Origin of the sequence: Streptomyces sp. NPDC088553, from assembly GCF_044752965.1 — a bacterium.
In the GTDB taxonomy this organism is placed as follows: Bacteria; Actinomycetota; Actinomycetes; order Streptomycetales; family Streptomycetaceae; genus Streptomyces.
Genome location: NZ_JBIVMG010000002.1, coordinates 798,648 through 825,041 on the forward strand (window position 1 = coordinate 798,648; position 26,394 = coordinate 825,041).

Consider the following 26,394-nt stretch of genomic DNA (forward strand, 5'->3'; position numbering starts at 1 on the left):
GGTGGTCCGTTTCCCCTCGTCAGGTGGTCCTGGCCAGCACGGTGTCGTCGTCGGCCGTCCCGCCGCCGGTCGGGCTCTCGCCTGAGTCCTCGGCGGCGCCCGCGTCCACGGCCTCGTCGGCGCTCTCGGTGGTCGCCGCGGCGCGGGCGTACCACGTGGGTGCGGCCGGCACCATGAGCGGTGTGCCGGTCTCGGGGTCGGGGATGATCCGGCACGGCAGGCCGAAGACGTCCTCGACGAGCTCCGCGGTCATGACCGTCCTCGGGTCGCCCTCGGCCGCGATGACGCCGCCGGGTCGCATCACGATCAGATGGGTGGCGTAGCGGCAGGCCTGGTTGAGGTCGTGCAGGACCGCGACGACCGTGTGTCCCCGCCGGGCGTGGAGTTGGGCGCACAGGTCGAGGACCTCGACCTGGTGGGCGATGTCGAGGTACGTGGTCGGCTCGTCGAGCAGCAGGATCGAGGTCTGCTGGGCGAGGACCATGGAGAGCCAGACGCGCTGGCGCTGGCCGCCGGAGAGGTCGTCGACGGGCCGTTCGGCGAGTTCGAGGACGCCGGTGCGGCGCATCGCCTCGACGACGGCCGCCTCGTCCTCGGCCGACCACTGCCTGAGCATGCCCTGGTGGGGGTAGCGGCCACGGGCCACCAGGTCGCCCACGGTGATGCCGCCGGGCGCGGTCGAGGACTGCGGGAGCAGTCCGAGCCGGCGGGCGACCTCGCGGGAGCGGTAGGAGGCGATGGCTGCGCCGTCCAGGTAGACCTGTCCGGCCTTCGGCTTGAGCATCCGGGCGAGCGCGGTGAGCAGCGTGGACTTGCCGCAGGCGTTGGGTCCGATGATCACGGTGAAGGAGTGGTCGGGGATGGCGACGGTGAGGTCGGCCGCCACCGTCCGCTGGTCGTAGGAGAGGGTGAGGCCCTCGGCCCGCAGCCGGGGCTCCGGTGCGGGGCGGGGATGGTCGGTGGGACGGTTCTCGGCAGTCATGCGCGGCTCTTTCGCGACTCGGAGACCAGCAGCCAGATGAGGTAGAGACCGCCGACGCAGCCGGTCGCCGTGCCCACCGGGAGGAGAGCGGGGGCGAAGAGGCGCTGGACGGCGAGGTCGCTGAGGGCGAGCATGACCGCGCCCATGAGGGCGGACGACAGGAGCACGGGTCCGGACGCCCCGGTGAGTCTGCGGGCCACTTGGGGCGCGGCGAGGGCGATGAACCAGATGGGCCCGGTCACGGCGGTGGCGAAGGCGGCCAGGGCGACGCTGATCACCAGCAGGATCGTGCGGGTGCGGGACACGTCGACGCCGAGGGCCATGGCGGTGGTGTCGCCCATCTCGACCATCGAGAGGCGGCGGGAGAGGAAGAAGGCGAGGGGCAGGAGCACGGCGACGGCGAGGCCGATGGCCTGGGCGTGGATCCAGAGCCGGTTCCCCAGGCTGCCGATGAGCCAGGCCTGGGCCTCCAGGGCCTCCTGGAAGGTGGCGCGGGTGATCAGGTACGAGTTGACGGCGAGGAGCAGGGCACTGACGCCGATGCCGACGACGACGAGGCGGAATCCCTGGATCCCCCGGCCGAGCATGAGGAGATGGACGGCGAGGGCGGTGCCGAGGCCGCCGGCGAGGGCGCCGAGCGCGATCTCGGTCATGCTGCCGTGCAGCAGGACGATGACGACGAGCGCGCCCACGGCGGAGCCGTTGGTGAAGCCGATGATGTCGGGGCTGCCCAGGGGGTTGCCCGTGATGCTCTGGAGGATGGCGCCGCTGACGGCGAGGGCCGCGCCGACGCACAGCGCGGTCACGAGGCGTGGCATGCGGAGGGTGTTGACGACGAAGTCGGCGATGCCGGTTCCGTTGCCGGTGAGGGCCCGGAGGACCTCGCCGACGGAGAGGTCGAAGTCGCCGGTGGTGAGGGTGACGCCGGCGACGGCGACGAGCGCGACGAAGAGGGCGGCCGTCACGGCGGCGGTACGGCTCCGCACGCGCAGGGAGACGCTCCCGGAGCGGGTGCGGACGACCCGGCCGGTGATGACGCGGGGCAGGTCCGGCACGGTCGCCCCGTCGGGCCCCTCGCGCGGTGTCGGGTCGGGCGTGGAGGCCTTCGCCTCCCGTACGGCGGTCACAGCATCACCAGCTTTCGGCGCCGGCACAGGGCGATGAACAGGGGGGCGCCGATGAACGCGGTGACGATGCCGACCTGCAGCTCGCCGGGGGCGCCGAGGACCCGGCCGGCGACGTCCGAGCCGACGAGGAGGACGGGGGCGATCAGCATCGAGTAGGCGAACACCCAGCGCTGGTCGGGGCCGACGACGAAGCGGGCGATGTGCGGTACGGCGAGACCGACGAAGCCGATCGGTCCGGCGGCGGCGGTGGCGGCCCCGCACAGGAGCATCACGGCGACGGCGCCGAGGACGCGGGTCAGGCCGACGTTCACCCCGAGGGCCCGGCCCACCTGGTCGCCCATGGCCAGGGCGTTGAGCGAGGGGGCGAGGACGAGGGCGAGGACGAGGCCGGTGCCGATGAACGGCAGGGCCATCACGACGATGTCGTGGTGGCGGCCCGCGAGGGAGCCGACGGTCCAGAAGCGGAACTGGTCGAAGGCACGCGGGTTGAGCAGCAGGACCGCCCAGTTGAAGGCGTACAGCACGGCGGTCACGGCGGCGCCGGCGACGACGAGCCGCTCGGGCGAGGCGAGCTTCCGGCCGGAGGAGCCGAGCAGATGGACGCCGACGGACGCGGCGGCGGCGCCCGCGAGGGCGAACCACACATAGCCGAGCGGGGCCGCGACGCCGAGGAAGGCGATGGCCACGACGACGCCGGCGGAGGCGCCGAGGTTGACGCCGAGCATGCCGGGGTCGGCGAGCGGATTGCGCGTCAGGGCCTGCATCAGGGCGCCGGCCAGGCCGAGGGCGGTGCCGACGAGGATGCCGAGGAGGGTGCGGGGGAGCCGGTAGTCGTGGATGATCACCGAGGTCTCGGATCCGTCGGGGTTCCACAGGGCGTGCCAGGTGGCGGTGAAGGGGATGCCCCGTGTGCCGACCCAGACGCTCAGGAGTCCGACGAGGACGAGCGCGGCGAGGGCGAGGAGCAGTCCTAAGCCCCGGTACGTGGTCCCCGCGCGGCCGATCCGCGGTGGCCCGGCCGGACCGGGGGGATCACCGGTCTCGCGCACGGGTTGTCCCTCGGCCTGCTGTCCCGACACCACCCGGGATTCGACGGACAACGACAACTCCCCCTGGCGGCGGTTCAGATGTACGGCGAGAACCCGCGATGCGACCGACCGAGGGATCACGACTTAGGTGAGGCTAACCGAACCGTGTCGACCGGTCAACGCGCCGGACAGGGCCCGTCCCGCATCACCCGGACGGACCGCCCCGGAACCCCGCCCGACCACACCGCCCGCCCCTCCGGTGAGAGTAGGCTTACCTAACCATCCCCTCCCCTCCGTGAAGGAGTCACATGCCAACGGGCGGACCGACGGGGGGACTTGTCCTCCGCCGAGCGATCAGAGGACAACGCCGCCGAGTGATCGCGGCATCCCTGCTCGGCATGACCCACCAGGGCTGCGAGGCCCTGGTGCCGGTGGTCATCGGTGCCACCATCGACACGGCCGTCGCCACCGGCTCCTCTTCGGCGCTGCTGCGCCTGCTGATCGTCCTCGCGGTGCTGTTCCTGGTCCTGTCGACCTGTTACCGCACCAGCGCCCGGATCGGCGAGGGCACCGGCGAACTCGCCGCCCACACGCTCCGGCTCGATCTGGCCGCGCGGGTGCTCGACCCCCGGGGCGGCGCCGACGCCAACCGGCTCCCGGGCGCGCTGACCAGCATCGCCACCAACGACGCCCGCCGCGTCGGCTCGGTGGCCACGGTCATCTCGTACGGGGTGTCGGCGGTCGCCGCCCTCGTGATCAGCGCCGTGGCGCTGCTCGACATCTCCGTCCCGCTCGGTCTGCTCGTCCTGCTCGGCATTCCCCCCCTCCTGTGGCTCGGACACCGCATCAGCCGGCCGCTCGAACGGCGCAGCGAGACCGAGCAGGAGCGTGCGGCGCACGCCTCGGGCGTCGCCGCCGACCTCGTCTCGGGACTGCGCGTCCTCAAGGGGATGGGCGCGGAGTCGGCCGCCGTGGCCCGCTACCGCACCACCAGCCAGGACTCGCTGTCCGCCGCCTTGCGCGCCGCCCGCAGCAGGGCCGGCCACGAGGGCGCGGTCCTCGCGCTGACCGGCGTCTTCATCGCCGTGATCGGTGTGGTGGGCGCGTATCTCGCCATGGACGGCAGCATCAGCGTCGGCGACCTGGTGGCCGCCGTCGGTCTGGCGCAGTTCCTCCTCGGCCCGTTCCAGCTCCTCACCTATGTGAACGCCGAACTCGCCCAGGGCCGGGCGTCGGCCAAGCGGATCGCCGAGGTCCTCGCCTCGCCCGTCACCGTCGAGGCCGGGCACGACGTGCCCGCCGACCGGGCCGCCGGACATGTCGCCCTGCGCGGGGTGTCGCTCGGCGCGCTCCGGGGCGTGGACCTCGACCTCCCGGCCGGCAGCCTGACCGGAGTCGTCGCCCGGGACCCCGCCGCCGCCAACGACCTGCTCCTCTGCCTGGCCCGCGAGGCGGACCCCGCCGAGGGCGCGATCGAGCTCGACGGCACGCCCCTGACCTCGCTCGACCCCGACGCACTGCGCCGCGTGGTCCTGGTCGCCCACCACGACGCCGACCTGTTCGAGAGCACCCTGCTCGACAACGTACGGGCGGGAGTCGGGGCCGCGGCCGGTGACGGACCGGCCTCCGTCGAGCGGGCGCTCCAGGCCTCGGCGGCCGACGACGTCGCCCGGCTCCTCCCCGACGGCGGGGACACCTTCCTCGCCGAACGCGGCCGCTCCCTCTCGGGCGGCCAGCGCCAGCGCGTCGCGCTCGCCCGCGCGCTCGCCGCCGACCGGCCGGTGCTCGTGCTCCACGACCCGACCACGGCGGTCGACACCGTCACCGAGTCGCGGATCGCGGCCAGGCTGCGCGAGGTCCGCCGGGACCGCACCACGATCCTCGTCACCACGAGCCCCGCGCTCCTCGCGGTGACCGACCGCGTGGTGGTCCTGGAGGACGGCGCCGTACGGGCCGCCGGCCACCACACCGAACTCCTCGCCGCCGACGCGACGTACCGGGCGGCGGTGCTGGCATGACGCTCACCGACGACCCGGGGGCGGACGAAGGACGCGAGAGAAGGACGGACCAGACCATGAGCGGAACCAGCCCGGACCGCGTGCTCCTGCCGACCGCCACCGGCGCCGAGTCGCTCACCGCGCTCCGCGCCATGCTGCACGGTCACCGGCTCCTCGCCGCCGCCGCGATCGCCGTCCTGGTCGCCGGCACCGCCATCGGCCTGCTGACGGCTCCCCTGCTCGGACACATCGTCGACCTCGTGGTGGACCACCGGGGCGCGCCCGCCCTCACCCTCCCCCTGGTCCTGCTCGTCGTCGTCGCCGTGGCCCGGGGCGCGGCGGCCGCCGTCGGCAGCACGCTCGTGGCCCGGCTCGGCGAGACCGTACTGGCCGCCCTGCGGGAGCAGTTCATCGAGCGGGCGCTGCGGCTGCCGCTCGACCGGGTCGAGGCGGCCGGCTCGGGCGACCTGGTCTCAAGGGTCACCAGCGACGTGTCGGTGATCGGCAAGTCGGTGCGCCAGGCACTGCCGGAGTTCAGCCGCTCCGCCCTGACGATCCTGCTGACCTTCGCCGGACTCGCCGTCCTCGACTGGCGGTTCCTGCTCGCGGCCCTGCTCGCCTCACCGGTGCAGGCACTCTCGGTGCGCTGGTACCTGCGCCGGGCCGCCCCGGTGTACGGCGAACACCGCGTCGCCACCGGTGCGTTGCAGCACCAGCTGCTCGACAGCGTCGGCGGCGTCCGGACCGTGCGCGCCTTCCGGCTGAACGGGACCCACACGGGCCTCCTGGAGCGGCGGTCGGAAGCGGCGCGCGACCTGGGCCTGCGGGGCATCCACATCGTCACCGGCTTCTTCTCCCGGCTCAACCTCGCCGAGTTCATCGGGCTCGCCGCGATGCTCGGCACCGGGTTCGTCCTGGTCGACCGGAACGCTGTCAGCATCGGTACGGCCACGGCCGCCGCGCTGTACTTCCACAGCCTCTTCAACCCCATCAACGCGACCCTGTTCCTCCTGGACGACGCCCAGTCGGCGGGGGCGAGCTTCGCCCGGCTGGTCGGGGTCTCGAACCTCCCGGCCGAGCGGGCACCCGGTGAGCGGCACTCCCTCGCGGACGGGTCGGTCGAGGTGTCCGCGCTCAGCCACGCGTACGGCTCCGGAGCCCCGGTCCTGCACCAGGTGGACCTCCGGGTCCGCGCCGGGGAGCGGGTGGCGCTCGTGGGCGCGAGCGGCGCGGGCAAGACCACGCTGGCCAAGCTCATCGCGGGCGTCCACAGCCCCACCGGGGGTTCGATCGCGCTCGGCGGGGTCGACGCGCGGGAGCTGGGCCCGGCCGGGGTCCGGCAGGCGGTGGCGCTCATCAGCCAGGAGGTGCACGTCTTCGCCGGGACCCTCTCCGACGACCTGCGTCTGGCCCGGCCCGAGGCCGCCGAGGAGGAGCTGCGCGCGGCGCTCGACCGGGTCGGGGCGCTGGAGTGGGCGCAGGGCCTGCCCGAGGGGCTGGACACGGTCGTCGGCGAGGGCGGGCACCGGCTGACGGTCACGCAGGCGCAGCATCTCGCCCTGGCACGGCTGGTGTTGGCGGATCCGCCGATCGCGATCCTCGACGAGGCCACCGCCGACGCGGGCAGCGCCGGCGCCCGGGTCCTGGAGGACGCGGCCGCGAGGGCCCTCGAAGGCCGTACGGGGCTGCTGGTCGCGCACCGGCTGCCGCAGGCCGCGGCCGCCGACCGGGTGGTCGTGCTCGACCAGGGACGTGTCGTCGAGTCGGGTACCCACGAGGAACTCGTGGCGGCCGGCGGCCGGTACGCCGATCTGTGGGCCGCGTGGTCCGACAGCCGTCGTGAGCCCGGGGAGAAGGTGCCGCGGCCGGCCACGGACGCGGACATCCCGGTGGCGCCGGGGCGCTGAGGTCTCCCCCGTGGTCGCGCGGCCGACGGCCTCGCGGCCACGGGGAAGGGGCGGTACGACGCTGCGTCGTACCGCCCCTTCCGTTGTCCGCGGCGCCGCGTCACGCACCGCCGCCCGCGAGGGGAACTCCCCCGCGGGCGGCGGTCGGTGTCGGTGCAGGTGTGGCCGGGGCGCGCCGGGTCAGTCCTGGAGGGCGATGAGGCTCGCGGGGCGCAGATCGGTCCAGTGGGACTCCACGTAGGCCAGGCATCCCTCGCGGGTGTCCTCGCCGAAGACGGTCCGCCACCCGGCGGGGACCTCGGCGAAGGAAGGCCACAGCGAGTGCTGGTTCTCGTCGTTGACCAGAACCAGGAAGCGGCCCTGCGGGTCCTCGAACGGGTTGGTGCTCATGCGTTCTCACTCCTCTTGTGTGTCACACCGAACAGCTGGGACAGGGGCTGTTCGGAGTCGTCCGTCACGGTGCGCAGCAGGGTCTGGAGTTCCTCGGCGAGCCGTCGCGCCTTCTCCGGGCCGAGCCGCTCCGTCGCGTGGATCAGGCCGCAGTGCACGGGGCCTTCGCCGCGGGGCTCGTAGAAGCTGAGGGTCAGCTCCGCGCGGGTGGATCCGGTCGGCACGGCGACCAGGTCGCCGACGCCGCCCTCCAGGCGCTCCAGGTCGGCCTGCTCGTGGTGGATCACCATCACCTGGGGGCCCTCCGGCCGCAGGCCGGCGGCGCGGACGACCTCGTCGAAGGGCACGTCCTGGCGGTCGAGGGCGCTGAGGGTGGTCTCCCGTACGCGGGTCAGGAGCTCCGCGAAGGAGGGGTCGCCCGCCGTGTCGGTGCGCAGCACGACCGTGTTGAAGAAGCAGCCGACCAGGTCGGCGAGCTGTTCGTCGCCGCGCCCGGCGACCATCGTGCCGATGGGCAGGTCGGTGCCCGCCCCGTGGCTGGTGAGCAGGGCGGCGAGGGCCGCGTGCAGCACCATGAACATGCTGGTGCCGGTGGCCCGCGCGAGCCGGTCCACGTCCGCGTGCAGCCGCTCGTCGAGCGTGAACTCGACGATTCCGGCGGCCCGGCTCCGCCGCTGTGCGGGCACGGCGGTGCGGGCCTCCGTCGGCAGGGCCAGTTCGCGCGGTGTGCCGGCCAGCGTCCGGCGCCAGTAGGCCAGTTGGCGGCCGCCCCGGCTCTCCGGGTCGGCCGGGTCACCGAGGACGTCGCGGGCCCAGCGGGCGTAGTCGCCGTAGCTCACGGGGAGCGGCTGCCAGTCGGGCGCCCGCCCGGCCGTCCGCGCCCCGTAGGCGGTGGTGAGGTCGCGGAACAGCGGGACCACCGACCACTCGTCGACGGCCAGGTAATGCGGGGTGAGCAGCACCGCCTGGGCGCCGTCAGCGTCGGTGAGGAGCCGGGCCCGCAGCGGGGCCTCCCGCTCCAGGTCCGGTGCGGCGGCGGCCAGTTCGGTGAGCCGCGCGTCGAGGTCCGCGCACTGCTCCACGGCCAGGTCCGGCGCCTCGACGGCCCTGCGGACCAGGGTGCCGTCGCGGTCGGTGAAGGCGGTGCGGAGCGGTTCGTGGCGGGCGGTGACGTCGGCGAGAGCCGCGGCGAGCGCGCCGGCGTCCAGGCCTCCGGGCGAGCGCAGGACGAGTGCGTGGTCGAAGCCGGGGTCGCGCCGGTACGCCTGCCACTGCCACCGCTGTACGGGCGCCACCGGCGGCTCCGTGCCGTCGGCGGCCCCGGGATCGGTCGGGCGCAGGGCGGGGCGGGCCGCGCTCGCGCCCTCCAGCTTGCCCGCGATGCCGGCGACGGTGAGGGCGTCGAAGACGTCGCGGATGCTCAGCTCGACGCCGAACTCGGCGCGGATGCGGCCCAGGAGACGCATGGAGGCCATGGAGTGGCCGCCGAGGGCGAAGAAGCTGTCGTGCACGCCGACGGAGTCCAGCTTGAGGATCTCGCAGAACAGCTCCGCGATCCGCGCCTGTGTCTCGGTCGCGGGAGCGGCGTCTCCGGTCATCGCCGACCAGTCCGGCGCGGGCAGCGCCTTGTGGTCCAGCTTGCCGTTCGGGGTGAGCGGCAGCGGGCCGTCGAGCGGGACGACGAGGGCGGGGACCATGTACTCGGGCAGCACCGCGGCGACGTGGGAGCGGAGTTCCCGCGGGTCGAGCGCGAGGTCCGCGCCGGGTTCGGGCACGGCGTAGCCGACGAGGCGGACGATGTCGCCGTCGCGGTCGGGCAGGACGGCGGCCTGCGCGACCGACGGGTGCCCGGCGAGGGCGGCCTCGATCTCGCCCAGCTCGATGCGGAAGCCGCGGATCTTGACCTGGGTGTCGACCCGGCCGAGGAAGTCCAGGTTGCCGTCGGCGCGCCAGCGGGCCCGGTCGCCGGTGCGGTACATACGGCTGCCGGGGACGCCGTACGGGTCGGCGACGAACCGCTCCGAGCTGAGCCCGGCCTGTCCGAGGTAGCCCCGGGCGAGGCCGCGCCCGGCCACGTACAGCTCGCCGATCACACCCGGCGGGACGGGCCGGAGGTGCTCGTCGAGGACGTAGCAGCGGGTGTTGGGGTCCGGGCGGCCGATGGGCACCCGGCCGGTGGCGCGGCCGCCGTGCTCGCGGGCGGGCCACAGGGTGGAGTTGACGGTCGCCTCGGTGAGCCCGTACGCGCAGATCAGGTTCGCGGTGGCGCCGAAGCGTTCGAAGAGGTCCGGCGGGACGGTCTCGGTGCCGACCAGGACGGTCGACCCCTCGGGCAGCCGGCAGCCGGGCGGCAGGGCCGACACCAGCGACGGCGGCAGGATCATGTGGGTGATCCGCTGGTCCTCCAGGAAGTCGGTGAGGGCGGGCCCGGCGACCCGGGCCTCGTCGGTGACGAGGACGAGCCGGCCGCCGTGGCAGAGGGCCATGGCCAGTTCGAACGCGAAGACGTCGAAGCCGATCGAGGCGAACTGGAGCACCCGGCTGTCGTGTTCCAGCCCCATCCGGTCGACCGCCGTGGCGACCAGGCTGGCGATGCCCTCGTGCGGGACGACGACGCCCTTGGGTCGGCCGGTGGAGCCGGAGGTGTAGATCACGTACGCGGCCTGGTCGAGGCCCGCCGGCCCGCCGGCCGGCGGGGTCGCGGGCAGGGCGTCGAGCTCGGCGGCGACGTCCGGGGCGTCGAGCAGCAGAACCGGGACGCCGTCGGCGTCGGGGATCTTCCCGGCGACGGGCTCGGCGCCGACCACGACGGCGGCGCCGGAGTTCTCGATCATGTAGCTGAGGCGGTCGCCGGGGTGGACGAGGTCGAGCGGCAGGAACGCGGCCCCGAGCCTCAGGGCGGCGACGACCGTGGCGATCATGTCGACGGAGCGCGGGACGGCCACGCCGACGACGCTCTCGGCGCCGACACCGCGGGCGGCGAGCAGCCGGGCGAGCCGGTTGGCGCGGGCGTCGAGCTGCGCGTACGTCACCGAGCGGGAGCGCTCGACGACGGCGACGGCGTCGGGGCGCTCGGCCACCCACCGGGCGAAGAGCGCCGGCAGGGTCGCCTCGTCGACCTCGCGGGGCGGGCCGTTGAAGCCTTCGAGGACGAGGCGGTGCTCCTCGTCGGTGAGGATCCCGGCCTCGGACAGCGGCCGGTCGGGGGCCGCGACCAGGGCCGCGACGAGCCTGCCGAGGCGGTCGCCGATACGCTCGGCGGTCTCCTGGTCGAAGAGTTCGGTGGCGAACTCCAGGCGGCAGCCGAGGGAGTCGGCGGCGCCGTCGGCCGAGGTGTGCTCGGTGAAGCTGAACACGAGGTCGAACTTGGCGGTGGCGATCCGGTGCGGCAGGTAGCCGGCCTCCAGTCCCGGCAGCCGCAGGGCCTCGTCCGTACGGGCGTGGTAGCCGACCATCACCTGGAACAGCGGGTTCCGGGAGAGGGAGCGGGTCGGGTTGAGCTCCTCCACGACCGACTCGAAGGGCACGTCCGCGTGGGAGAACGCGGCGAGGTCGGTCTCCCGGACCCTGCCGAGGAGTTCGGTGAAGGACGGGTCCCCGCCGAGGTCGGTGCGGAGCACCAGGGTGTTGACGAAGAAGCCGACGAGCTCGTCCAGGGCCTCGTCGCCGCGGCCCGCGATGGGCGCGCCGAGCGGGATGTCGGTGCCGGCGCCGAGCCGGTGGAGCAGGGCGGCCACGGCCGCGTGCGCGACCATGAACATGCTGGCGCCGGTGTCGCGGGCGAGCCGCCGCAGGCCCTCGTGGACGGTGCGGTCGAAGGTGATGTCGAGTTCGGCGCCGGTGAAGGCCGGGCGGGCGGGCCGCGGCCGGTCGGTGGGGAGTTCCAGTTCCTCGGGGGCGCCGGCCAGGGCCGCGCGCCAGTGCTCCAGTTGCCGGGCGGCGAGGCTGTCGGGGTCGGCCGGGTCGCCCAGGAGCTGCCGCTGCCACAGGGCGTAGTCGGCGTACTGGACGGGCAGCGGCTCCCAGTCGGGCGCGGCGCCCGCGAGGCGGGCGGTGTAGGCGGTGGTCAGATCCCGCAGGAAGGGCCGGTCGGACCACTCGTCGGTGGTGATGTGGTGGAGGAGCAGGACGACGACGTGCTCGTCGGGCGCCACCTCCACGACCGTGGCGCGGATCGGTAGCTCGGAGGCGAGGTCGAACGGCCGCCGCACGGCGGCGTCCACGATGCCGGGCACCTCGTCCTCGCCGGCGCGCAGATGCTCCACGACCGGGGCGGCCGCACCGGCGGGCAGGATCCGCTGGTACGCCTGGCCGTCGCTCTCGCGCTCGGCGAAGAGCGTCCGCAGGGCCTCGTGACGGTCGGTGACATCGGCGAGGGCGGCGCTCCACGCCGCGCGGTCGAAGGTGCCGCGCAGCCGCATGACCAGGGGGAAGTTGTACGCGGCGGAGGTGCACTCGATCTGCTGGATGACCCACAGGCGCTGCTGGGCGTGGGAGAGCGGCAGTGTGTCGGGGCGCTCGGCCGCGGCGAGCGCCGGGCGGGCGCCGCCGCGCGAGGCGGTGGCCCGCTCGACGAGTTCGGCGACGGTCGGCGCCTCGAACAGGTCGCGGATCGCCAGCTCGGCGTCGAGGGCGGTACGGGCCCGGCTGACGAGCCGGGTGGCGAGGAGCGAGTGTCCGCCGAGGTCGAAGAAGTCGCTGTCGATGCCGACGCTGCCCTCGGCCAGGCCGAGGACCTCCGCGAAGAGCCCGCACAGGGTCTCCTCCCGCGGGGTGCGCGGGGCACGGCTGCGCCCCGTGCCCGTGAGGTCGGGGGCGGGCAGCGCCTTCACGTCGAGCTTGCCGTTGACGGTCAGCGGCAGGGTGGCGACGGGGACCAGGGCCGACGGGACCATGTAGTCGGGGAGGCGGGACTTGAGGTGCTCGCGGAGCTCCTGGACGAGGAAGTCGGTGCCCTCGGAGCCAGGGGCGGCTCCCTCGGAGCCGGGGGCGGCGTCCTCCGAGCCGACCGCGCCGTCCCCTCGTACGACCGCGCCGTCCTCCCGTACGAAGTAGCCGACGAGGCGCTTCGTCCCGGCCGTCTCGTGGACGACGACGGCCGCGTGGGCGACCTCGGGGTGGGCGGACAGGGCCGTGGAGATCTCGCCGAGTTCGATGCGGTAGCCGCGGATCTTGACCTGGTCGTCGGTGCGGCCGAGGAAGTCGAGCAGTCCGTCGGGGCGCTGCCGGACGAGGTCTCCCGTGCGGTACATGCGCTCGCCCGGCTCCCCGAAGGGGTCGGCCACGAACCGCTCGGCGTTCAGCGCGGCCCGGTCGTGGTAGCCGCGGGCGAGGCCGGTGCCGGCGATGTACAGCTCGCCGGAGCAGCCCGGCGGGACGGGCCGCAGCATCGTGTCGAGGACGTGGGCGCGGGTGTTGCGGATGGGCCGGCCGACGGTCGGGGTGGCGCTCTCGGTGGTGGAGCCGCCGAGGGTGTTGATCGTGTACTCGGTGGGGCCGTAGAGGTTGTAGCCGTACGTGCCCTCGGTGCGGCGCAGCCGCGTCCACACGGTCTCGGAGACGGCCTCGCCACCGAGCAGGACGAGCGCCGGCCGGTGCTTGCCCGTGGCCTCGTCCTGGTCGAGGAGGCCCTCCTCGATGAGGAGCTGGGCGTAGGTGGGCGTGACGTTGACGACGTCGACGCGGTGCTCGTCGCAGTAGGCGACCAGCGCTTCGGCGTCGCGGCGGAGTTCCTCGTCGCAGACGTGGACCTCGTGGCCCTCGACGAGCCAGAGCAGCTCCTCCCACGACATGTCGAAGGCGAAGGACACGGTGTGCGCGATGCGCAGGCGCCGGCCGCCGGCGGAGGCGATGGCCGGGTCGAAGATCTCCTTCTGGTGGTTGAGCTGCATGTTCGTCAGTCCCCGGTAGGGGGTGACGACGCCCTTGGGGCGGCCGGTGGAGCCGGAGGTGTAGATGACGTACGCCGGGAACTCCAGGCGGCCGGGCACCCCGTGGGCGAACGCGGGGCGCTCGGCGTCGGTGATCCCGTCCCCGGACAGCGCGGCGAGCTCGGCGCGCACGGTCTCGTCGTCGAGGAGGACCTCGAGGGCGACGGGGCCGTCCTCGCGCCGCAGCGTCGGGGCGACGGCGGTGGTGGACAGCAGGCACAGCGGCCCGGTGTCCTCGGCCATCAGCCGCAGCCGGTCGGCGGGGTGGTCGAGGTCGAGCGGCAGGTACGCGGCGCCGGTCCGCAGGACGGCGAACAGCGCGGCGACCATCTCGATGGACCGGGGCAGCGCGAGCGCCACGACCTTCTCGGGCCCGGCGCCCCGGGCGAGCAGCAGCCGGGCGAGCCGGTTGACCTGCGCGTCGAGTTCGGCGTACGTGAGGGCGCGCTCGCCGAAGACCAGCGCGACCGCGTCGGGGGTACGGGCGACCTGGGCGGTGAGCAGGTCGGCGACGGTCTCGTCCGGCACCGGCTCGCGGCCCGACTCCCGGGCGGTGCGCAGGGCCGCGCTCTCCGCCGGGAGCAGCAGGTCCACGCCGACGGTGGGCACGGTTGCGGCGCTGGGGCCGGCGAGGGCCTCGCCGAGGCGGTCGAGGACCGTGGTGAACCGGGCGAGGATCGTGCCGGCGGCGTCGGCGTCGAAGAGGTCGGGCCGGGCGGCCAGGGTGACCTTCAGCCGGGCGCCCGGGGTGACGATCAGCGTGAGCGGGAAGTGGGTGCCGTCCACGTTCGACACGCCGGTGATGCCGTGGCGTTCGCGGAGGGCGGCGGCGCGGTCCTCTCCGTCGGCCGAGCGGAGCACGAAGAGGGTGTCGAAGAGGCGGCGGTGGCCGGACTCCTGCTGGAGGGTGCCCAGGCCCACGTGCTCGTACGGCATGACGGCGGCGCGCTCGGACTGCATGCGGCGCAGCAGGGCGAGCAGGGGCTCGTCCGGGGTGAAGGCGACGCGGGCGGGGATCGTGTTCAGGAACATGCCGATGATGCCGGCGACGTTCGGGACGTCCGCCGGGCGTCCGGCGACGGCCGTGCCGAAGGCGACGTCGGTGCGGCCCGTCATGGCCGAGAGCACCAGGGCCCAGGCCGCGTTGAGGACGGTGTTCAGGGTGAGTCCGTGCCGGCGGGCGGCGGTACGGAGCCGGTCGCCGGCCTCCTGGGTGAGGAGGGCGTCGAAGTCCACCGGGATGACCGGGCCGGTGTCGCGCCCGGACGGGGCGAGCAGCGTCGGCTCGACGAAGCCGGCGAGGGCCCCGCGCCAGGCGTCGAGGGCGACCGAGGTGTCCTGGGCGTCCAGCCAGGCCAGGTGGTCGCGGTACGAGCCGGGCAGCGGGAGGCCCGTGGGGTCGCCGGCCCGCTCGTACAGCGTGAACAGCTCCTCCAGGAACAGCCAGGCGGACCAGCCGTCCCAGAGGATGAGGTGGTGGGTGACGACCAGCTTGTCCCGGCCGTCGCCGAGGCGGATGAGGAGCAGTCGGCAGAGGGGCGCGGCGGAGAGGTCGAAGCGCTGCCTGCGGTCGGCGGCGAGGAGTTCCTCGGTCCGGGTCCGCTGCTCGTCGGCGGGAAGTCCGGAGAGGTCGGCCTCGACGAGCGGGATCTCGGCGCCGTCCACGATGAACTGGACGGGGCCGGGCAGGCCGTCGCTGGTGAATCCGGCGCGGAGGCCGGTGTTGCGGTCGAGGAGGGTGCGGCAGGCGGCGCGCAGCCGGTCGGCGTCGATCCGGCGGTCGAGGTCCAGGGTCTCCTGGGACTGGTAGACGTCGAGCGCGTCGCCCGCGTCGTAGGTGGCGTGGAAGTACATGCCCTCCTGGAGCGGGGAGAGCGGCCAGACGTCCGCGACCGGCAGCCCGGCGGCGGCGTGGACGCGGGCGGTCTCCTCCGGGGTGAGCTCCGGCCCGCGGAGCGGCGCGGGCGCCGGGGGTTCCGGGGCCGGGGGCGCCGCGGGCGGCGCGGCGGCGGTCAGCTGGTCGAGGAGGGCCCGCAGGGCGGGGTCGACGGCGGCGCCGGACTGCTGCTGGAGGGCGAGGACGGCCTGGAGGGCGGCGGCCGCCTGCCCGGCGTCGGAGGCGGAGACGGTCACGCCGTCGGAGTGCACGGGTACCTCGGTGGGGTCGGCGGTCGGGGGCGCCTCGGCGGCCGCGTGGCGGGCGGCGGCCGCGGCGAGGGCGGCGGGGGTGCGGTGCTCGAACACGTCGCGGGGGCTGAGGGTCAGGCCCCGCTCACGCGCCCGCGTGGCGACGGCGATGGAGCTGAGGCTGTCGCCGCCGAGCATGAAGAAGTCGTCGTCGACGCCGGTTCCGGGGACGCCGAGGACCTCGTCGAAGATCTGGCACAGGGCGCGCTCGCGGTCGTCGCGCGGCGCGCGGCCGGTGGCCCGGGGCGCCCTCTCGGGTGCGGGCAGGGCGTTCTGGTCGAGCTTGCCGCTGGGCGTCAGCGGGAGTTCGGCGAGGACGACGACGGCGCTCGGCACCATCGCGGCGGGCAGCGCCTCGGTGAGGGCCGTGTGCAGGGTCTCGGGGGTGGGAGTGGTGCCGGGGGCGGGGACGGCGTAGCCGACGAGGGCGCCGTCGCGGACGATCACGGCCGCGCGGGCCACGCCGGTCAGCGCGGCCAGGGCGGTCTCGATCTCGCCGAGTTCGACGCGGTTGCCGCGGATCTTGACCTGGCGGTCGGTGCGGCCGAGGTACTCGACGGCGCCGTCGGCGCGGCGGCGCACCAGGTCGCCGGTGCGGTACATCCGCTCCCCCGGCGCCCCGGACGGGTCGGCGACGAACCGTTCGGCGGTGAGGCCGGGGCGGGCGTGGTAGGCGCGGGCCAGCTGGACGCCGGCGAGGTAGAGCTCACCGGGGACTCCGTCGGGCACCGGGCGCAGGAACGGGTCCAGGACGTGGAGCCGGGTGTTCCAGACGGGCCGGCCGATGGGAACGGCCGGCTCGGTGCCTCCCTCGTAGGGGAAGAAGGTGACGTCGACGGCCGCCTCGGTGGGGCCGTACAGGTTGTGCAGCGGTACGGGCGTGCGCCCGGCGCGCGAAGTCAGCTCCCACCAGCGGCGCGCGTCGGCTCCGGTGAGGGCCTCGCCGCTGCAGAACACCCGGCGCAGGCTCGCCGCCCAGTCGGGAGCGTCCGGGGCCGAGTCCATGACCTGGACGAACGCGGCCAGCATCGACGGCACGAAGTGCGTGGTGGTGACGGCCCGTTCGGCGATGAGGCGGGCCAGGTACGCCGGGTCGCGGTGGCCGTCCGGGCGGGCGAGGACGACGGTCGCGCCCTCGGTCAGCGCCCAGAAGAACTCCCACACCGACACGTCGAAGCTGGACGGGGTCTTCTGGAGGACCCGGTCGTCGGCGGTGAGCCCGTACGCGCCCTGCATCCAGGCGAGCCGGTTGACGATGGCGCGGTGGGTGACGGCGACGCCCTTGGGGCGGCCGGTGGAGCCGGAGGTGTAGATGAGGTAGGCGGGGTGATCGGGGCCGGCGGCCCGTACGGGGGCGTCGGCGGGGGTCTCCGCCGGCTCCCCCGCGCCGATGACGAGCTGTTCGAGGCCGGAAGCGGCGGGGATCCGCGCGGCGGCCTCCTCCGTGGTCACGACGAGCCGCGCGCCCGAGTCGGCGAGCATGAACGCCACCCGGTCGGCGGGGTAGTCGAGGTCGAGGGGCAGGTAGGCGGCGCCCGCCTTGAGGACGCCGAGCAGCGCGACCATCAGCTCGGCCGAGCGCGGGACCGCCACGGCCACGTACTGCTCGGGACCGGCCCCGCGGGCCCGGAGGCGCTCGGCCAGTGCCTCGGCCCGCCGGTCGAGTGCGGCGTAGCTGAGGGTGGTGTCCTCGCAGACGACGGCGGGGGCGTCGGGGGTACGGGCGACCCATCCGGCGAAGAGCGAGGCGAGCGTCGCTCCGGGGACGGGGCGGGCGGTGGCGTTGAGCTCGGTGAGGTGCGCGCGCTCGCGGACGGAGAGCAGGTCGGTCCGGGCGACGAGCCGGTCGGGCTCGGCCACCACGGTCCGCAGCAGTGCCGTGAAGCGGTTGGCGAGGACGGCCACCGCCACCTGGTCGAGCCGGGCCGCGTCGTGCTTGAAGCGGAGCCGCAGACCGGCGTCGGCGGGCTCGACGACGAGCGCGAGCGGGTAGTGGACGGCGTCGACGACCTCGGCGCCGGTGATGAGCGGCGCGTCCGCGCCCGCCCCGGACGGCTGCTCACCGGTCGGGTAGTTCTCGAACACCACGAGGGTGTCGAAGAGTTCGCCGCCGCCGGCGATCCGCTGGATGTCGGCGAGGCCCAGGTGCTGGTGGTCGAGGAGGGCGGAGTGCTCGTGCTGGACCCGGTGGAGCAGCTCGGTCAGCGTCTCCTCGGGGCGGAGGGTCACCCGGGCCGGGACGGTGTTGATGAACAGGCCCACGGCGGCGTCGAGTCCCGCGACCTCGGTGGTCCGCCCGGACACGGTGGTGCCGAAGACGACGTCCTGGCCGCCGGTGAGACCGCCGAGCAGCAGTCCCCACACTCCGTTGATGACGCTGCTCAGGGTCAGGCCCCGGGTCCTGGCGTACGTGGTCAGCGCGTCGGTGAGGTCGCGCGGGAGACGGGTGTCCACGTGCTCCGGACGGGCGGGCGCGCCGGCGGCGTCCGGGGTGGTGAGCGCGGGGAGCCGGGTCGGTCCCTCCACCCCCGCGAGCGCACGGAGCCACGCCTCGCGAGCGGCCTCGCGGTCGCGGCCGGCGAGCCAGGAGAGGTACGGCTCCGGGGCCGCGGGCGCCGGCAGCGCGGCGCCCCGGTAGGCGTCGGTCAGTTCCCGCAGCAGGACGGAGACCGACCAGCCGTCGGCGACGATGTGGTGGAGGGTCAGGAGGAGCCGCCGGCGGCGACCGTCCTTGACGAGGGTGGCGCGCAGGAGCGGCGGCCGGTCGAGGGCGAACCCTTCGGCGCGGTCGGCGCGGAGGATGGCGTCGAGGCCGGTCCCGGCGGTGTCGGCCTCGCGCCACGGGAGGGTCACGCGGTCGGCGAGGCGCTGGACGACCTCGCCGCCGGGGAGCTGCCGGAACGAGGCCCGCAGCAGCGGGTGCCGGTCGAGGAGCAGCTGGAGCGCGCGGCGGAGCCGGTCGGGGTCGACGGGCCCGGCGAGGTCGAGGACCTCCTGGACGACGTAGAGGTCGGCGGCCCGGTCGTCGAACTCCGCGTGGAAGAAGAAACCTTCCTGGAGCGGGGAGACCGGCAGCGCGTCCGGGTCGAGTTCCACCCGCGGCCGGGCCGGCGCGGTGCCGGTCTCCCCGGCGGTGCGGGCGAGGGCCGCCACGGTCCGGCCGCGGAAGACGTCGCGCGGGGTGATCGCGAGTCCGGCCTCGCGGGCGCGGTTCACCAGCTGGATGGCGACGATGCTGTCGCCGCCGAGTTCGAAGAAGCTGTCGTGGACGCCGACCGCCGGCAGGCCGAGGACGTCGGCGAACAGCGCGGCGAGCGTCGTCTCGGCGGGGGTGCTCGGGGTGTCGGTGCCGGTCAGGGAGGTCCAGCGGGGCTCGGGCAGGGCCTTGGCGTCGAGCTTGCCGTTGGGGGTCAGCGGCAGCGGGCCGTCGAGGACGACGACGGCGGACGGCACCATGTGGTCGGGCAGGGCGTCGGTCACGCGCGCGCGTGCGGCGGTCACGGCCGCCTCGCCGCCCTCGTCCGGCTCTCCCTCCGCGACCAGGTACGCGACGAGCCGCTTCACTCCCCGGTGGTCCTCGCGGGCCAGGACGGCGGCCTGGGCGATGCCCTCGCAGGCCATGAAGGCGCTCTCGATCTCGCCGGGTTCCACGCGGTGGCCGCGGATCTTGATCTGGCCGTCGGCGCGGCCGAGGAACTCCAGGTTGCCGTCGGCGCCCCAGCGGACCCGGTCGCCCGTTCGGTACATGCGGGTGCCGGGAGGCCCGTACGGATCGGCGACGAACCGCTCCGAGGTCAGCGCGTGGCGGCCCAGGTAGCCGCGTGCGAGGCCGCGCCCGGAGACGTACAGCTCGCCCTCCGCGCCGACGGGGACGGGCCGGAGCGCCGTGTCGAGGACGTACGCGCGCGTGTTGGGGTCCGGCCGGCCGATCGGCGCGGGTCCCGTGCGGTCGGGGTCGGCGAGCCAGAGCGTGGAGTTGACGGTGGCCTCGGTGAGTCCGTACGCGACGACGACCCGGAGCCGGCCGTCCCAGCGGGCGATCAGCTCGCTGGGGACCGCCTCGGTGCCGACGACGAGGACGGCGCCCTGGGGCAGTTCGCACTCCTGCGGCAGCGCGGAGACCAGCGAGGGCGGCAGGATCATGTGGGTGGCGCGGTGGCGGGCGATGTACTCGGTGAGCGCGGGGCCCGCGACGCGGCGCTCGGCGGGCACCACGATGATGCGGCCGCCGACGCACAGCGACATGATCAGGTCCCACACCGTCACGTCGAAGCCGACGGAGGCGAACTGGACGACCCGGCTCTCGGCGGTGATGCCGATCCGGTCGGTGGCGGTGGCGATGAGACTGCCGACGCCGTCGTGCGAGACGACGACGCCCTTGGGGCGGCCCGTCGAGCCGGAGGTGTAGATGACGTAAGCGGCCTGGTCGAGGGCGACCGCCGGTCCGGGGTCGGGGTCGGTCGCGGCGGCGAGGGCGGCCTCGGTCGCCGGGTCGTCGAGCAGCAGACGGGAGACGCCCACCGTCTCCGGGAGGTCGCCGGCGAGGTCGCGTACGGTGACGACGGTGCGGGCCCCGGCGTCGGACAGCATGTAGGCGATGCGGTCCTGCGGGTGGTCGGCGTCGAGCGGCAGATAGGCGGCGCCGGCCTTCATCACGGCGAGCAGGGCCACCACGAGCTCCGGTGAGCGGGGCAGGGCCACGCCCACCACGTCCTCGGCGCCGACGCCCCGGGAGCGGAGGAGCCGGGCGAGCCGGTCGGCGTCGTCGTCGAGCGCGGCGTACGTCAGCTCCCGGTCCTCGCAGACGAGCGCGACGGCCTCGGGGCTCCGGCGGACCTGCCGCTCGAACGCCGCGGGCCAGGAGAGCTCCGGGACCTCGCGGGGCGCGACGCCGAACTCGGCGAGGAGACGGGTGCGTTCGGCGTCCGAGGTGAGGTCGATACGGCCGACGGGGCGGTCCAGGTCGGCGGTGAAGGCGTCGAGGAGGGCGAGGAAGCGGCGCTCGTGGCCGGCGAGGGCGTCCGGCTCGCAGACGTCGGCGTCCGCGTCGAGGTGGAGGGTGTATCCGCGGCCGTCGGTGCCCTCGGCGAAGTTGAACGCCAGGTCGCTGACGGGGCCGAGCCATTCCGGGCGGAGTTCGGCCCGGTGGCCGGCGAAGCGGAGGTCCTCGGAGCGGGGCAGGATGTTGACGGTCGGGCCGACGAGTTCCGGGACGCCGTCGACGAGGCCGAGTTCCCTGGCCAGGTCCTCGGCGCGGTAGCGCCCGTGGGCGACGGCGTCGGCGACGGTCTCGCGCACCTGGGCGACGAGGGCGGCGCCGGTCGTGCCGGGGTGGACGGTGAGGCGCAGCGGGACGATGTTGGACACCATCCCGGGGACGGTCGCGGAGACCTCGTCCTCGCGGGCGGCGACCGGCAGGCCGAGGACGAGGTCCTGTTCGCCGCCGGCGCGGTGCAGATGGGCGGCGACGGCCGCGAGCAGGATCCGGGAGGGTCGTACGCCCGCGGTCCGGGCGGCGGCGGTCAGCCGCTCGACGGTCTCGGGGGACAGCTCGGTGGTCCGCCGCAGCCGTCGGGTCATGGGGGTGGCGGCCCGGTCGACGAACCGTACGGGCTCGGTCCGGCCCGCCATCCGCTCCAGCCACCAGGCGCGGTCGGCGGCGTGCCGGTCGGAGGCGCGGTAGGCGCGGTCGGCGGCGACGAGCCGGGAGAGCGACCAGTCGCGGGGCTCGGACGCCTCGCCCCCCGCGGTGTAAAGCTCGCCGGCCCGCCGGGTGACGAGCGCGACGCCCATCCCGTCCAGGACGATGTGGTGGTAGCGCTGGCACCACAGGACGCGGTCGTCGGCGAGCCGCAGCAGGGCGTGGGCGAAGAGCGGGTCGAGCGCGAGGTTGACGGGCCGGTCGCGGTCGGCGGCCACCCACGCGGCGGCGGCCTCGTCGGGGTCGGCGGCATCGCGCAGGTCCACGACGGTGACGTCGACGGGGAGGGTGCGGGTACGGGGCGTCTGGCGCGGTCCGTCGTCCCCCGGGATGACGCGTACGTGCAGGCACTCGGCCTCTTCGACGGCCTGGCGGACGGCGGCGGTCAGTCGGTCGAGGTCGGTGGCGCCGCGGAGGTGCAGCGTGAAGACGATGTTGTAGGCGGAGCTGTCCGGTTCGATCTGCTGGGCCAGCCAGATGCCGGATTGCCCGCCGGTGACGGGGAGGCCGGAGGGGGTGTTCCGGTCCGACGGCTCGACGTCAAACATCGTACGAAGTGGCCTTTCCCTGGGAGTGCGTGGCAGACGGGTGGCGGCGGAAACCGCCGACGGCGTGGCGAGAGGTTCCGCCACGCCGTCGGTCGGGTGAGCTGGTGGCTCGGTGGCGCGTCAGCCGGTGGACGTCACTTGACGGCCGCGAGGAGCGGCTCGATCTCGTCGATGGCGTACGGGATCGACAGCACGGTGTTGAAGGAGAACGCGGCGCCGATGTCCGGGTCCTGGTACGGCACGAACAGGTCGCGCTTCTCCTGGTTGACCTTGAGCTTCTTGTAGAGCGGCTCGGCCTTGATCCGGTCGTTGGCCTCGGTGCTGGAGGTGACCCAGACGAGCCGGTCGACATCGAGGACGTCGAGCTTCTCCGCGCTGAGCTCGGCGACGTTGAAGCCCGGCTTGGACAGTGTGTCGATCTCCGGCTCGAGCTTGAAGCCCAGCTCCTGGAAGAAGATCGACTTGGGGTCGGTCTTCGTGAACGCCGAGTACTTGCCGGCCTCGAAGCTGTCGGCGACGGCGAGCGTCCTGGTGGCCCACTCGGGGTGCTTGGCGCGGGCGGTCTCGAAGCGGGCGTCGATGTCCGCGATCAGCTTGGCGGCCTCGGTGTCCTTGCCGAGCGCCTTGCCGATCTGCTGGGTCATCACCTGCCAGGGGGCGCCGTAGTCCGGGTGGTCCTCGGGCTGGGCGACGACCTTGGTGAACTTGGAGAGCGTGTCGTACTGCTCCTTCTTCATCCCCGAGTATTGGGCGATCACGAGGTCGGGCTTGAGGGCCGCGATCTTCTCGATGTTGTACTCGTCGCGCTCACCGACGATCTCCGGCTGGGTCGAGCCCCACTTGTCCTTGGTCCAGGGCCACTTGCCGTACGGCTTCTCCTTGAACCAGTCGACCGCGCCGGCCGGCTTCACGCCGAGCGCGAGGACGGCGTCCTGGTCGGAGAGACCGAGGGTGACGACCGTCTTCGGCTCCTTGTCGATCGTCGTGGAGCCGTATTTGTGCGCCACCGTGACGGGGAACGCGGCGGGCTTGCCGCCCCCGTCGGCCGAGGCCGAGGACGTGGTGGCGGACGGCGACTCGGACTTTTCGGTCCCTCCGCCGCAGGCGGCGAGGGCGAGGGCCGCCACCGCGAGGACAGCCACACGGGGGGCGGATCTGGCGAACCGGGCCAGAGCGGGACGTGCACCAGCGGACACGGACGTTCCTTTCGGGGATTCACAGTGCGTGCCACGCCCGTCGGGTGCGAACGGTGCCGCCTGCGGGGTGTGGCCTTTGTTGCGTGGGGGGAGCGGGGGGTGGCGCTAGCGCGCCGTGCCGACGCCGTCGGCCATGGGCCGGGCCTCGTCGGCGGTGGGGACGGGGGCCTCGACGGAGGCGTCGAGCGAGGTGGCGGCCGGGTTCCGGCCGAGGACCGAGGCGAGGATCTCGCCGACCCTGATCGCGGTGTTGGAGAGCAGCGACGACGTGATGCCGTGGGTGTGCTCCGTGCCGCCCTGGAGATAGATGCCGCAGCGCAGTTCGGGGTCGGTGGCGAGCCGGTAGTCCCGCTCGACGCGGGCCCGTCCCTGGTCGTCGCGGTGGCAGCGGTCGGCGACCGGGCCGAGCAGACCGAGGGGTTCGGCGGGGCTGTATCCGGTGGCGTAGACGACGACGTCGGCGTCGAGCACGGTCTCCTCGCCGGTGACGAGGGAGGTGACGAAGGCGCGGACCTTGTCCGGGCCGTCCTCGACGCCGGTGAGCCGGGAGATGTTGATGAAGCGCAGCCGCTCGGTGCCGAGGACCTTCTCCTGGTACGCCTGGCGGTAGAGGTCGTCGATGAGGTCGATGTCCACCACGGAGTAGTTGGTGTTCCCGTGATAGTCCATCAGCTTGCGCTTGATGTCGTCGGGAGCCGTGAAGTACTCGTCGACGGCGTCGGGGTCGAAGATCCGGTTGGCGAAGGCGCTGTCGTCCGCGGGGCTGTAGCCGTAGCGGGAGAAGACGGCGCAGATCTCGGCCTCGGGGAAACGGCGGTGCAGATAGGCCACGTTCTCGGCGGCGCTCTGTCCGGCGCCGACGACGACGATGCGCTCGGGGTCGGTGCCTTCGAGGCTCTCCACCTTGGCGAGCAGGTCGGAGTTGTGCCAGACGCGGTCGCTGCGCTCGACGCCCTCGGGCATGCGGGGGCGAAGTCCCGTACCGAGGACGAGGTTTCGGGCGCGGTGGACGACGAGCTCCGCGCCCGAGCGGGCGGTCACGTCGAGGTACTCGACGACGCCGTCGCGCTCGACCGGTTCCACGGAGATGATCTCGTGGCCGTACGACACCATGTCGTCGACCTTGGACGCGGCCCACTCGAAGTAGTCGTGGAACTCGACGCGCAGCGGGAAGAGGTTCTTGTGGTTGACGAAGTCGATCAGCCGGCCCTTGCTCTGCAGGTAGCAGAGGAAGCTGTATTCGCTGGTCGGATTGCGCAGCGTCACCAGGTCCTTGAGGAAGGACACCTGCATGGTCGCGTCGTCGATCAGCATGCCGCGGTGCCAGCCGAAACGTGGCTGGCGCTCGAAGAAGTGGGCGGTGACCGCTTCCTGCCTTCCGACGCGTGCGTTGTGCTCGCTGAGCGCTATCGCCATGGCCACATTGGACGGCCCGAAGCCGATACCGATGAGGTCGTGGACCAGAGGTGCGTCACCAGGAGGAACCTGCGACATGTCACTCCCATCGTGCGGGAAGAAGGCTGAGGGGAACGGGGCATCGGGCACACCGGTGGTGTCGGCGGCCGAGCGGAACTTAGGTAAAGCTAACCTGATCTAGCGAAGCTGTCGATGGGTCAAAACGGGCAATGCGCAGACGGTTGACCTCAACGACCGCACAAATCAAGCCAGTTGCACTGTTAGGTAAGCCTTGCTTTACTTGCTGACGGTCAATCGCTCTTCCGAGGAGGAACCCGATGCGGGTCGTCATGTTCGGTTATCAGACCTGGGGCCATCGCACCCTCCAAGCGCTCCTGGACTCCGAACACGACGTGGTGCTCGTCGTGACGCACCCCAAGAGCGAGCACGCCTACGAGAAGATCTGGAGCGACTCGGTCGCCGACCTGGCGGAGGAGCACGGCGTCCCGGTCGTGATCCGCAACAGGCCCGACGACGAGGAGCTGTTCGCGCGCCTGAAGGAGGCGGACCCGGACATCATCGTCGCCAACAACTGGCGTACGTGGATCCCGCCGCACATCTACAACCTGCCCCGCCACGGCACGCTGAACATCCACGACTCGCTGCTGCCCAAGTACGCCGGCTTCTCGCCGCTCATCTGGGCCCTCATCAACGGCGAGCCCGAAGTCGGCGTCACCGCCCACATGATGGACGAGGTGCTCGACGCCGGCGACATCGTCCAGCAGCACGCGGTCCCCGTCGGACCGACGGACACGACGACCGACCTCTTCCACAAGACGGTCGACCTCATCGCCCCGGTCACGATCGGCGCGCTCGACCAGATCGCCTCCGGGCAGGCCGAGTTCACGAAGCAGGACCGCTCCCAGGCCAGCTTCTTCCACAAGCGGGCCGAGGAGGACATCCGGATCGACTGGAACTGGCCGGCCGACGTCCTGGAGCGGCTCGTCCGCGCCCAGTCCGCGCCCTACCCGAGCGCCTTCACCTTCCACCGGGGCAAGCGGCTCGAAGTCCTCTCCGCGGTCGTCTCCGAGGGACGCTACGGCGGCACCCCTGGCCGGATCTTCTACCGCGAGGGCGAGGGCGTCGTGATCGTCGCCGGCGCCGACGCCCGCACGGGCCGCAACCACGGCCTGGCCATCACCCGCGTCCGGACGGAGGACGGCCGCGAGCTGCCCGCGACCGAGTACTTCACGTCCATGGGCGGCTACCTCACCAGCCGCCCCTGACGACCGGGGACAGCGAGGAGCAGCCGATGGAGCAGCCGGTCGTCTCCGGTGTCGCGCACGACCTCTCGGGGGCGACGTTCGCCGTCGTCGGCATCGCGAGCATGCCGACCGACTGGGCGAAGGTCTTCAGATCCCTCGCCAACACCGATCTGACCCTCGACTCGCTCACGGGAGCGGGCATGGGCGGGGACGCGGGCGCGGGCCCGCCCACCCGCACCGTCCCTCCGCCCTCGCGGAGCATGACGCCACCCAGCGTGCTCGACCTCAACGCGTACCTCATGCATGTGATCGGCAGGGCCGCGCGCCGTCGTCTGACGGAGAAACTGGAGGCCCGGGGGTTACGGCTCTGGCACCTCACCGTGATGGCGCTGCTCGCCGACCTCGGCCCGCAGATGAAGACGGCCCTCGCCACGCGGCTGGCGATGAACGCCAGCGACCTGGTGAAGGTCGTCAACGACCTGGTCCGCGTCGGCCAGGTGGTCTGTGTCCGGGACGACGCGGACCGGCGCCGCGTCGTCGTGCGGCTCACCCCGGAGGGCGAGACCTCCCTCCGGAGCCTGAGCGCGGAGATCGCGCGGACGGACGACGAGATCCTGGCACCGCTCGACGCCGACGAGCGCGAGCAACTCGCCTCCCTGCTGCGCCGTGTGCACGGTCATCTCGAACCGGCCCCGGCGGACCTGGCACGCGAGCGGCCGGGGTCCTCGCCCTGATCCGGGC

11 protein-coding genes are annotated in these 26,394 nt (G+C 73.8%); 4 read left to right on the forward strand and 7 right to left on the reverse strand.

What is annotated here, in order from left to right; translation table 11 throughout:
- Positions 1–19: 19 nt before the first annotated feature.
- From ACIP8Z_RS08595 to ACIP8Z_RS08605, 3 genes are read right to left on the reverse strand one after another with little or no spacing between them, the layout of a single operon-like run.
- Positions 20–982, reverse strand: coding sequence for an ABC transporter ATP-binding protein (locus tag ACIP8Z_RS08595; RefSeq protein WP_402080436.1), 963 nt, complete (start codon positions 980–982; stop codon positions 20–22).
- Complete coding sequence (locus ACIP8Z_RS08600) at positions 979–2,109, reverse strand: FecCD family ABC transporter permease (RefSeq protein ID WP_402080439.1); 1,131 nt, start codon at positions 2,107–2,109, stop codon at positions 979–981. The genes ACIP8Z_RS08595 and ACIP8Z_RS08600 overlap by 4 nt, the downstream gene beginning before the upstream one ends.
- Positions 2,106–3,215 carry a FecCD family ABC transporter permease gene (locus ACIP8Z_RS08605; RefSeq protein ID WP_402080441.1) on the reverse strand — a complete coding sequence of 370 codons (1,110 nt, stop codon included), beginning with the start codon at positions 3,213–3,215 and terminating at the stop codon, positions 2,106–2,108. The genes ACIP8Z_RS08600 and ACIP8Z_RS08605 overlap by 4 nt, the downstream gene beginning before the upstream one ends.
- 230 nt (positions 3,216–3,445) lie before the next feature.
- Between ACIP8Z_RS08605 and ACIP8Z_RS08610 the strand changes: the two genes are divergently transcribed.
- Positions 3,446–5,155 (forward strand): ABC transporter ATP-binding protein, encoded by a 1,710-nt coding sequence (locus tag ACIP8Z_RS08610; RefSeq protein ID WP_402080443.1) that lies wholly within the window; start codon positions 3,446–3,448, stop codon positions 5,153–5,155.
- 56 nt (positions 5,156–5,211) lie between these two features.
- Complete coding sequence (locus tag ACIP8Z_RS08615) at positions 5,212–7,041, forward strand: ABC transporter ATP-binding protein (protein ID WP_402080446.1); 1,830 nt, start codon at positions 5,212–5,214, stop codon at positions 7,039–7,041.
- Between the two features lie 180 nt (positions 7,042–7,221).
- Here ACIP8Z_RS08615 and ACIP8Z_RS08620 read toward each other — a convergent pair whose 3' ends face one another.
- The 4 genes from ACIP8Z_RS08620 to ACIP8Z_RS08635 form a co-directional block, all read right to left on the reverse strand.
- A complete protein-coding gene (locus tag ACIP8Z_RS08620) occupies positions 7,222–7,431 on the reverse strand; it encodes an MbtH family protein (protein ID WP_055599362.1) in 210 nt (69 codons plus the stop codon).
- Positions 7,428–21,797: an amino acid adenylation domain-containing protein gene (locus ACIP8Z_RS08625; protein ID WP_402080449.1), complete on the reverse strand. Its 14,370-nt coding sequence runs from the start codon at positions 21,795–21,797 to the stop codon at positions 7,428–7,430. The genes ACIP8Z_RS08620 and ACIP8Z_RS08625 overlap by 4 nt, the downstream gene beginning before the upstream one ends.
- Positions 21,798–21,931: 134 nt before the next feature.
- Positions 21,932–22,993: an iron-siderophore ABC transporter substrate-binding protein gene (locus ACIP8Z_RS08630; RefSeq protein WP_402080452.1), complete on the reverse strand. Its 1,062-nt coding sequence runs from the start codon at positions 22,991–22,993 to the stop codon at positions 21,932–21,934.
- A gap of 105 nt (positions 22,994–23,098) precedes the next feature.
- Positions 23,099–24,487, reverse strand: a complete 1,389-nt coding sequence (locus ACIP8Z_RS08635) for a lysine N(6)-hydroxylase/L-ornithine N(5)-oxygenase family protein (RefSeq protein WP_402080455.1) — start codon at positions 24,485–24,487, stop codon at positions 23,099–23,101.
- A gap of 239 nt (positions 24,488–24,726) precedes the next feature.
- Here ACIP8Z_RS08635 and ACIP8Z_RS08640 point away from each other — a divergent pair, with 239 nt between their 5' ends.
- Positions 24,727–25,674 carry a methionyl-tRNA formyltransferase gene (locus tag ACIP8Z_RS08640; RefSeq protein ID WP_402080457.1) on the forward strand — a complete coding sequence of 316 codons (948 nt, stop codon included), beginning with the start codon at positions 24,727–24,729 and terminating at the stop codon, positions 25,672–25,674.
- Positions 25,675–25,700: 26 nt separating this feature from the next.
- The gene (locus ACIP8Z_RS08645) at positions 25,701–26,387 is read left to right on the forward strand and encodes a winged helix DNA-binding protein (RefSeq protein ID WP_402080459.1); all 687 of its coding nucleotides are present in this window, start codon (positions 25,701–25,703) and stop codon (positions 26,385–26,387) included.
- The last annotated feature ends 7 nt before the right edge of the window (positions 26,388–26,394 follow it).